At 50.5% G+C, this 9,612-nt stretch carries 9 protein-coding genes; 7 read left to right on the top strand and 2 right to left on the bottom strand.

The features are described from left to right. Positions 1–189 precede the first annotated feature (189 nt). From CWE11_RS08735 to greA, 6 genes are all read left to right on the top strand, one after another. Entirely contained in the window at positions 190–1,026 is an 837-nt protein-coding gene (locus tag CWE11_RS08735) for a M48 family metallopeptidase (RefSeq protein ID WP_126777234.1), read from the top strand. Positions 1,027–1,176: 150 nt separating this feature from the next. After that, positions 1,177–2,460 carry a dicarboxylate/amino acid:cation symporter gene (locus CWE11_RS08730; protein WP_126777233.1) on the top strand — a complete coding sequence of 428 codons (1,284 nt, stop codon included), beginning with the start codon at positions 1,177–1,179 and terminating at the stop codon, positions 2,458–2,460. Then, entirely contained in the window at positions 2,457–3,272 is an 816-nt protein-coding gene (gene dapB / locus CWE11_RS08725) for a 4-hydroxy-tetrahydrodipicolinate reductase (protein ID WP_126777232.1), read from the top strand. Before CWE11_RS08730 ends, dapB begins: the two co-directional genes overlap by 4 nt. A gap of 140 nt (positions 3,273–3,412) precedes the next feature. Beyond that, the gene (carA, locus tag CWE11_RS08720; protein WP_126777231.1) at positions 3,413–4,579 is read left to right on the top strand and encodes a glutamine-hydrolyzing carbamoyl-phosphate synthase small subunit; all 1,167 of its coding nucleotides are present in this window, start codon (positions 3,413–3,415) and stop codon (positions 4,577–4,579) included. Between the two features lie 16 nt (positions 4,580–4,595). After that, entirely contained in the window at positions 4,596–7,823 is a 3,228-nt protein-coding gene (gene carB / locus CWE11_RS08715) for a carbamoyl-phosphate synthase large subunit (RefSeq protein WP_126777230.1), read from the top strand. Then, complete coding sequence (gene greA, locus CWE11_RS08710) at positions 7,820–8,296, top strand: transcription elongation factor GreA (protein WP_126777229.1); 477 nt, start codon at positions 7,820–7,822, stop codon at positions 8,294–8,296. Before carB ends, greA begins: the two co-directional genes overlap by 4 nt. Before the next feature lie 72 nt (positions 8,297–8,368). Here the strand turns inward: greA and CWE11_RS08705 are convergent, their stop codons facing one another. After that, on the bottom strand, positions 8,369–8,638 hold the full coding sequence (locus CWE11_RS08705; RefSeq protein WP_206750185.1) for an XRE family transcriptional regulator: 270 nt from the start codon (positions 8,636–8,638) through the stop codon (positions 8,369–8,371). Between the two features lie 96 nt (positions 8,639–8,734). On the opposite strand from CWE11_RS08705, the gene CWE11_RS08700 reads away from it, so the two are divergent. After that, entirely contained in the window at positions 8,735–9,211 is a 477-nt protein-coding gene (locus tag CWE11_RS08700) for a helix-turn-helix domain-containing protein (RefSeq protein WP_126777227.1), read from the top strand. A 56-nt stretch (positions 9,212–9,267) separates the two neighbouring features. Here the strand turns inward: CWE11_RS08700 and yhbY are convergent, their stop codons facing one another. Continuing rightward, positions 9,268–9,564, bottom strand: a complete 297-nt coding sequence (gene yhbY, locus CWE11_RS08695; protein ID WP_126777241.1) for a ribosome assembly RNA-binding protein YhbY — start codon at positions 9,562–9,564, stop codon at positions 9,268–9,270. Between the last annotated feature and the right edge of the window lie 48 nt (positions 9,565–9,612).

Below are 9,612 nucleotides of genomic sequence, written 5' to 3'. Positions count from 1 at the left end.
AGCTGCCGATAACTCATGTTGGAACTCACTTTTTTTGGTCGAAAAGTAAGACTACCACATGTCGGTAGCTGACCTCCTTTCGACCTATCCCATTACATGAGTGTTGCGGTTATTATCTGAATTCAGGATGAACGCATTTTTGCAACTTCGGTCTATACTTTAGTGCGATATCAAACGGATGGAGTATCTATGAAGCGACTTCTTAAATTTACGTTGGCGGCAGTGGTCGCGAGTTTAATCGTGGCCTGTACAACATCCCCGACGGGACGTTCTCAGTTGAATCTGTTTTCTGGGAGTGCATTGAATAGTCTTGGCGCGCAATCGTTTGCGGAAATAAAGCAGCAAGAGCGTGTTTCCGATGATCGTGAGCTTAATGCTTATGCGCAATGTCTTGCTGATGCGATCGTGGCCGTCTTACCGGAGCAATTTCAAGGGCGTGAATGGGAGGTGGCGGTATTTGAATCGGATACCGTGAATGCATTCGCCTTGCCCGGTGGCTACATGGGGTTTTACACGGGAATTATGCGGGTTGCAGAAAATGAGCACCAGCTTGCTGCCGTCATGGGGCATGAAGTAGGCCACGTCATTGCGGACCATAGCAGTGAGCGTCTCTCAACGAATCTGTTGATTTCCGGAGCTTTGATAGGTGCGGATATTGCGTTTTCAGACCGGACCCCTCAACAACGGGCCATGATTATGGCGGGCTTAGGCCTTGGTGCGCAGATCGGTGTGATGCTGCCCTACAGCCGAACCCATGAATCTGAGGCGGATGAAATCGGAATGGACCTGATGGCTCGAGCAGGCTTCGATCCTCGTGAAGCACCAAAGCTGTGGGAGAATATGTCCCGAGATGCGGGCAGTTCACCCCCAGAGTTACTCTCGACGCATCCCTCACCACAAACGCGGATCCGCGCCTTAACGCGACAATTACCTGAAGTAATGCCACTGTATGAAGCGCGCTTAGCGAGTCATGGGCCGGCTAACTGCCCACGGCCGGCAAAACTTGACCGGCCCTCAGGTAGTTAACGCCATCTAGTGCGTTTCGTTCTAAGTCAGAACGAACCATTCTTGAAGGAAAACCGTTACTTTGTTGAACTATGACAAAGTGGCGGTTTTTTTGTGTGCGGCGAACGTCCACAGGGAAGCTGCTGACGCCAAATACAAAAAGGGTTGTACATGTTTCAAGCTTGGTTCCGCATTCCATTTTGGCAACGAGTCCTCGGTGCCTTCATTCTTGGTGGTTTATTAGGCGTTGTTGCGGCTGATGTGGCCGTTGCAATGCAGCCATTAGGGCAGTTGTTTATCCGCGCCATTCAAATGTTAGTTGCGCCACTGATTTTGTTCGCGATCGTCTCGAGCATCACCAGTATGCAGACCCAGTCGAGATTAGGTGTGTTAGCGGGCAAGACCGTGGGCCTGTTTTTAGTGACAGCATTTATTGCCAGTGCTATTGGCTTAACGGTTGCCACCCTATGGGATCTTGCACCAGCGGTTGAACTCACAGCGGGCGAGGTCCGCGAGCGAGATATCCCTCCGGTTTCGCAGGTTCTCCTTTCGGTGATTCCAACCAATCCGTTCGCCGCCTTGGTCGAGGGGAACGTGTTGCAGATCATCACGTTCTCTGTGGTGCTCGCATTGGCACTGAACGCCTTGAAAGAGAAAGCCGCGCCCGTACGTGACTTTTTCCAAGCTGGAGCGGAAGTCATGTATCAAATCACTCGCTATGTACTCGAGTTAACGCCAATCGGTGTGTTTGGTTTGATGGCCTGGGTTGTTGGAACCCATGGTCTTGAAATGCTACTCCCACTTGGAAAGTTTATTGCGGCGATTTATGTGGCTTGCTTGATTCACATTATCTTCGTCTATGGCGGTTTGGTTCGGTTGGGGGCTAAAGTACGTCCTTGGCAATTTTTTCGAGCAATTTTCCCGACTCAGCTGATTGCCTATTCCACATCAAGCAGTTTTGGAACCTTGCCGTCGACGTTAAAGACGACGACTGAGCGCTTGGGTGTTCACAAGGAATATGCAAGTTTCTCACTCCCGCTGGGTGCTACGATCAATATGGATGGATGTGGCGGAATTTATCCCGCAATCGCGGCAATTTTTATTGCACACCTGTATGGCATCCCGCTTGGCGTGACAGAGTATGCAATCATTATGATGACTGCGACGTTGGCCTCAATTGGAACCGCAGGGGTACCCGGCTCGGCCATGGTTATGTTGACGGTAACGCTCTCCGCAGTTGGACTGCCGCTGGAAGGGATTGCATTTATTGCTGCAGTCGACCGAATTATTGATATGATGCGAACAGCAACTAACGTGACTGGTGATATGACTGTTTCTTTAGTGGTCGCACAATCGGAAGGGATGGTGGATCAAGAGAAACTGGCAGCCGGAATGCGCGGTGAGTTCGAAGACCACAGCGCGACGCCGCAACCAATAGAAATGAGAAACGTATGACGACAAAAATAAAAGTCGGACTGGTCGGTGCGACCGGTCGGATGGGCAAGGAAGTGGTAACGCTGCTACAGGCACACGATTCGGCAGCGCTTTCATTTGCATGGACACACGCAGATTCACGCCATCTTGCGCAAGACAGCGGTATTCTCGCTAATGGTAAGGAAAATAAAATTCTTGTCAGCGCATCGACTGAAGCATGGTCTCAGGCCGATGTGATTATCGATTTTGGACTTACAGATGGGCTTGAGGAGCGCTTTAAAGACTATCGTGCCGCTGGGCGGCCTGTTGTCCTGTGTGTCACAGGATTAAGCGCGTTACAGCAGCAACAAATGACCGAGCTTGCTCGGCATATTCCATTACTCTATGCAGCGAACACGAGTGTTGGAATCAATCTCTTGAGCGCCCTGACCGAGAAGGCGGCCCGTGTTCTCGGAAGGACGGCTGATATCGAGATTCTCGAAGCCCACCACACCCGTAAGCTCGATGCACCATCGGGAACCGCATTGCTATTGGGAGAGGCCGCTGCACGAGGGCGTGGCCAGCGTCTTGCGGATGTTGCGGAAATGAACCGAAATGCGCCGGAGCATCGCTATGAGCAAGGAAGTATCGGCTTCGCTACCTTACGCGGGGGGGATATCGTAGGTGAGCACACAGTATATTTGATGGTCGGTGGCGAGCGATTGGAATTGACCCATCGGGTCGCGAAACGCAGCACCTTTGCGGAGGGGGCTGTGCGAGCTGCGTGTTGGCTTGCCGAACAAAAAACTGCAGGATTTTATACGATGAAGGATGCCCTTGGTCTGGACGCATAGTCCGATTTTCTGTAATATATCGCCAATTTGCCGAACGCCGGCAAGCACAGGTGCAGCCTCTGAAGAGAGCTGTGCATGATTCGGTGTAAAGCGGGGAAGTAGCCAATCACTTGCCCGTTTTTTTATGTTCGGAGGTACCCTTGAGTATTTCGGCGAGAAAAACCGCAACCAGAGCGGTCCTGGTCCTCGCTGACGGCACTGTTTTTCACGGCATCGCAATCGGTGCAGAAGGCCAAGCCGTTGGTGAAGTTGTTTTTAATACAGCAATGACCGGTTACCAGGAAATTTTGACAGACCCCTCTTACGCAGAACAGATCGTTACTCTCACTTATCCCCACATTGGCAATTACGGAACAAATCCGGAGGACAGCGAGTCTTCCAAAATCTGGGCAAAAGGCCTCGTGATTCGTGATCTCTCCCCGTTAGCCAGTAATTTCCGCTCCACCCAATCGTTAAGTGACTTTCTGAAAAGCCAAAATATTCTCGGAATTGCTGATATCGACACGCGTCGATTAACCAATCGCTTGCGCGAAACGGGCGCCCAGAATGGTTGTATCATGACGTATTCTGCCGATTCAGAAGCGCCTGTGGCGCAAGCCCTCGCGGCAGCACAAGAGTTTCCGGGACTCGCAGGAATGGATCTCGCGAAAGTCGCAACCTGTCAGTCAACCTATCCGTGGCGTGAAGGTTCCTGGGTGCTCGGAGCAGGGCATACCGTGAAAGAAGGGACACGTTTCCACGTGGTTGCCTACGATTTTGGGGTTAAGCAAAACATCCTCCGGATGCTCGTGGACCGTGCGTGTAAAGTCACCGTCGTTCCCGCCCAAACTTCTGCAGAAGAGGTGTTGGCGCTCAATCCCGATGGTGTGTTTTTATCAAACGGACCGGGCGACCCTGCACCCTGTGACTATGCAATTCAAGCGATTCAAGTCTTCCTTGAGAAAAAGCTTCCCATTTTTGGGATCTGTCTTGGTCATCAGCTGCTTGCTCTCGCTGCTGGCGCGAAAACGGCTAAAATGAAATTCGGTCATCACGGTGCAAACCATCCGGTGCAAGACTTGGATTCAAATGTGGTGATGATTACCAGTCAAAATCACGGGTTTGCGGTCGAGGAGAGCAGTCTCCCAAGCCACTTGAGAGCGACGCACAAATCATTGTTTGATGGTTCGTTGCAAGGAATTCATCACACGTCATTGCCCGCATTTAGTTTCCAAGGGCATCCTGAAGCGAGCCCCGGCCCGCATGATGCAGCACCATTGTTCGATCATTTTATCGAACTAATGGAAACTCACTCGGCTCAGAATTAAAGGACGTGTCGTCACCATGCCAAAACGTACAGACATCAAAAGTATCTTGATTATCGGTGCCGGCCCGATCGTAATCGGCCAGGCCTGTGAATTCGACTATTCCGGTGCGCAAGCATGTAAAGCGTTGCGTGAGGAAGGGTATCGCGTGATTCTTGTGAATTCGAATCCCGCGACCATCATGACGGATCCCGAGATGGCCGATGCGACATACATTGAGCCGATCCACTGGGAAGTTGTAGAGAAGATCATTGAGCGCGAGCGTCCCGATGCGATCCTCCCGACCATGGGTGGTCAAACCGCATTGAATTGTGCTCTTGAGCTCGATTCACGGGGGATTCTCGAGAAGTACAATGTTGAAATGATCGGTGCAACGGCCGATGCGATTGATAAAGCGGAGGACCGTGATCGCTTTGATAAAGCAATGAAAGCGATTGGACTCGAAACACCGCGTGCCGAAATAGCCCACAGTATGGATGAGGCCTTTGACGTTCTTGAGCGTATTGGGTTTCCGTGCATTATCCGTCCCTCATTTACCATGGGCGGAAGCGGTGGTGGCATTGCGTATAACCGCGATGAGTTTGAAGAAATTTGTCGTCGTGGTTTGGCCTTGTCTCGGACCAATGAACTTTTGATCGACGAGTCATTGATTGGCTGGAAAGAGTACGAAATGGAAGTGGTGCGGGACAAAAATGATAACTGCATCATTGTCTGTGCAATTGAGAATTTTGACCCGATGGGCGTCCATACCGGCGATTCCATCACGGTGGCTCCCGCACAAACACTGACGGATAAAGAGTATCAAATCATGCGGAACGCCTCGATGGCGGTGTTGCGTGAAATTGGTGTCGAAACCGGTGGTTCAAACGTACAGTTTGGTATTTGTCCTGATACGGGTCGCATGGTCATTATTGAGATGAACCCCCGGGTGAGCCGTTCTTCCGCGTTGGCATCAAAGGCAACCGGATTTCCAATCGCCAAAGTAGCGGCTAAGCTTGCCGTAGGATACACCCTCGATGAACTGAGCAACGACATCACAGGTGGCGTCACGCCAGCCTCGTTTGAGCCAGCGATTGACTATGTTGTTACGAAGATCCCACGCTTCAACTTTGAGAAATTCGCAGGTGCGAATGATCGGCTGACAACTCAGATGAAATCTGTCGGTGAAGTGATGGCGATTGGGCGTAATCAGCAAGAATCGATGCAAAAAGCACTACGTGGACTTGAGCTCGGAATGACGGGGCTCGATTCGGTGGTGGACTTAAATGAGCCCGAGGAAGCCCGTACTCGTATTATCCGTGAACTCAAGGAACCTGGAGCTGAACGTATTTGGTTCATCGGTGATGCGTTCCGTTTGGGGATGAGTGTGGATGAGGTGTTTGAATTAACCAAGATCGATCGTTGGTTCCTTATCCAGCTCGAAGAAATTGTCACCCTGGAGCAAGAAGTTGCCCAGAACGGTCTTGCCGGTCTCGATGCGGATAGTTTGCGCTATCTGAAGCGTAAGGGGTTCTCTGATGAACGCTTGGCGCATGTATTAGATGTAAACGAAAGTGAAATTCGCAAGCGTCGTGAAGAATTTAAGATTTTTCCAGTATACAAGCGCGTCGATACCTGTGCGGCTGAGTTCGCTTCAGAAACGGCCTATATGTATTCCACGTACGATGAGGAGTGTGAGGCGCGTCCTTCAGACCGTGAAAAAATCATGGTTATTGGCGGCGGCCCCAACCGGATCGGTCAAGGCATCGAGTTCGATTATTGTTGCGTGCACGCGGCGCTTGCGATGCGCGAAGATGGTTATGAAACCATCATGGTGAATTGCAACCCCGAAACTGTTTCCACCGATTATGACACGTCGGACCGGTTGTATTTTGAACCGATCACATTGGAAGATGTGCTTGAGATCGTGCGGATTGAGAAGCCGAAAGGCGTGATCGTTCAGTACGGAGGACAGACTCCATTAAAATTGGCACGTGCGCTCGAAGCAAATGGTGTTCCGGTGATTGGAACTTCACCGGATGCGATTGACCGCGCCGAAGATCGGGAGCGGTTCCAGACGGCTGTCACACGCCTTGGCTTGAAGCAACCCGAGAACGCGACCGTCACCACCATTGAGCAAGCAATGACAGAATCTCAGCGGATTGGTTTCCCCTTGGTTGTGCGTCCTTCCTACGTGCTCGGTGGTCGAGCCATGGAGATTGTTTACGACGAGGCTGATTTGCGCCGCTATTTGAATGAGGCTGTAAAAGTCTCGAACTCGGCACCCGTCTTGCTGGATCGTTTCCTTGATAATGCGATTGAAGTGGATATTGATGCGATCTGTGATGGTGAGAATGTTCTAATTGGCGGTATTATGCAGCACATCGAGCAAGCGGGCGTTCACTCCGGTGACTCAGCTTGTTCGCTTCCACCTTATTCATTGAGCGATATGATTCAAGCGGAGTTGCGCGATCAAGTGGCAAAACTCGCATTTGAGTTGAATGTTCGCGGGCTCATGAATACCCAGTTTGCAATTCAAAACAACGAAATCTATTTGATTGAAGTGAATCCACGTGCTGCTCGGACTGTGCCTTTTGTCTCCAAAGCAACCGGTTTGCAGCTCGCGAAAATCGCTGCACGTGTTATGGCTGGACAGTCATTGAAGCAGCAGAATTGCTTGCAGGAGATCATTCCACCCTATTTCTCAGTGAAAGAGGTGGTCGTTCCATTCGCGAAGTTCCAAGGTGTTGATCCCATTCGTGGACCGGAAATGCGCTCGACGGGTGAAGTGATGGGCGTAGGGGAAAGCTTTGAAGAGGCTTATGCCAAAGCCAACCTAGGTGCCGGTCAAGCGCTTCCCGCAAAAGGAAAGGCTTTATTGTCGGTCCGTGAGGGTGATAAAAAACGTGTGATTGACTTGGCTCGCGGATTGACAGCTCTCGGCTTCACGGTTGAAGCAACTCGTGGAACTGCAAAGGCTTTACAGGAGCAAGGGATTCAATGTAGCGTAGTCAATAAGCTCCAAGAAGGGCGTCCCAATATTGTGGATGCTGTGAAAAATGGAGAGTACAGCTACATCATTAATACGGTGGAAGGTCGGCAAGCCATTGAGGACTCGGTTTACATTCGTCGCGAGGCTCTCTTGAATAACGTGAGTTATACCACCACACTTAATGCAGGGTTTGCAGCTGTGAAGGCACACACGGTCAATGATCGTGCTCGCGTCAGCTCAGTGCAGGAACTGCATAAGAGGATTTTAAACCAATGACAAATATTCCAATGACGGTCGCGGGTGCGGATGCACTCCGCGCCGAGTTGAAGCGTTTGAAGACAGAAGAACGACCGCGCATCATCGAAGCAATAGCCGATGCGCGCGAACATGGTGATCTGAAAGAAAATGCTGAGTACCACGCTGCACGAGAGCAGCAAAGCTTCTGTGAAGGACGTATCCAAGAGATTGAAGCCAAGCTTGCGAATGCGCAAGTCATTGATGTCACAAAACTAACCAATGAAGGAAAGGTTATTTTTGGCGCCACAGTGACAGTTTATAATACCAAGACTGAGGAAGAGGTGACCTATCGTATCGTCGGTGACGACGAGGCGGATATTAAGAAGAATTTAATCTCGGTCAACTCGCCCATTTCCCGTGCGCTGATTGGTAAGATGGTGGATGACGTGGCTGTTGTTGCAACACCCAGTGGTGAGGTTGAGTACGAAGTTGTTCAGGTGGAATACATCTAACGTCTGATAGGTTCCATACAAAAAAACCGGCTTGTGCCGGTTTTTTTGTTTTTGAAGCGCTGTTAAAACAGATCAATCGAGCAGCTTTTTAAGCTCATCTTTTTTCTGCAGTCGCTGCTCAGATGTAGTTTTTGCCGGCTTTTGATACTCGGGTACGTCGGGGAAAACCTCAGCGACGGGTTTTCCAATAATTTTTGCAAAAGCGTCTGCTACAAACCGCGATGTTGCCTGGCGTGAGGCCACTTTTGATATAAGTGACGGACTTCTGTCGAGCGCCTCTGCGAGCATACTAAAATCGTATCCGCGCAGGGCGAGTTCCTTTTTTAATTGATTTTTGTCCATTTTTGTCATCTTATATCAAGTCAAAACCAACTCAAATTGAACTCAAATGTGAACTCAAAAGTGCTCATTTGAGGAATCGAGATAAAAACATAGCACATGGCAAATAGCAAGAAATTCTCTCTTACACTGGCTGATGTTCTCCAACGGGCAGCGCAAGCTTCAGGCAAGTCGCAAGATGCTGACTTAGGGCGTTGGCTTGGGGTGAGCAAATCGAGTATGAACAATTGGAAGGTGCGCGGCACCATTCCATACAAATCGGTTGTGCCTGCATTGGTCGAGCATCGCGTATCGCTTGATTGGTTTTTTGCCCCGGACGTCGCGTTTCGCCGGCCAACCATTGACTATGACAAGATTCTGGCTGCGGGCCCGTCGGGAATTGCCGAAAAGCTCAGTGATATCCCGTCGATTGTTGAGCACCTCACGCATGTACTGCAGGAACGCGGCGCACTTGTGAACGAACGTAACTTAAATTATTTGTATGCAGTGTACACGGCGGTGCATGACGCAAGTGAGCGAGAACGGGCAATCCATGGGCTGGCTACCGTACTTGCAGACGATGAAGGCATGGCGTAATTGGTGGCGGGCTTCCAACAAAAAACGCGCTGTTCAGCGCGTTTTTTTCATGTTGTTTAGCCCTTTGGCAGGCGAATCTTCGGCTCTCGCGCCGGACGATATAGAATTAACGTTTTGCCGATCGTTTGAACGTGTAACGCAGCGGTTTCACGGAGAATCGCCTCATTGATCGCCACACGCATCTCACGCTCCTCTTCGGGAACTTTGACTTTAATCAACTCATGGTGCTCAAGTGCACTGTCGATCTCAGCGATTACGCCTTCGGTGAGCCCATTTGCTCCAAGGAGAACGACGGGCTTCAGCGGGTGGGCCAAGCCTTTCAAAAACTGTTTTTGTTTGTTGGATAGTTGCATGTCTATTTTCCGAATTCCGGTTGAACCAAGGGGGTGAACGCCGTAATC

It is taken from the genome of Aliidiomarina sanyensis, assembly GCF_003987175.1.
GTDB classification, from domain to species: Bacteria; Pseudomonadota; Gammaproteobacteria; order Enterobacterales; family Alteromonadaceae; genus Aliidiomarina; species Aliidiomarina sanyensis.
The sequence above is the reverse complement of the archived record's forward strand: the minus strand, read 5'-3'. Positions and strand labels throughout refer to the sequence as shown.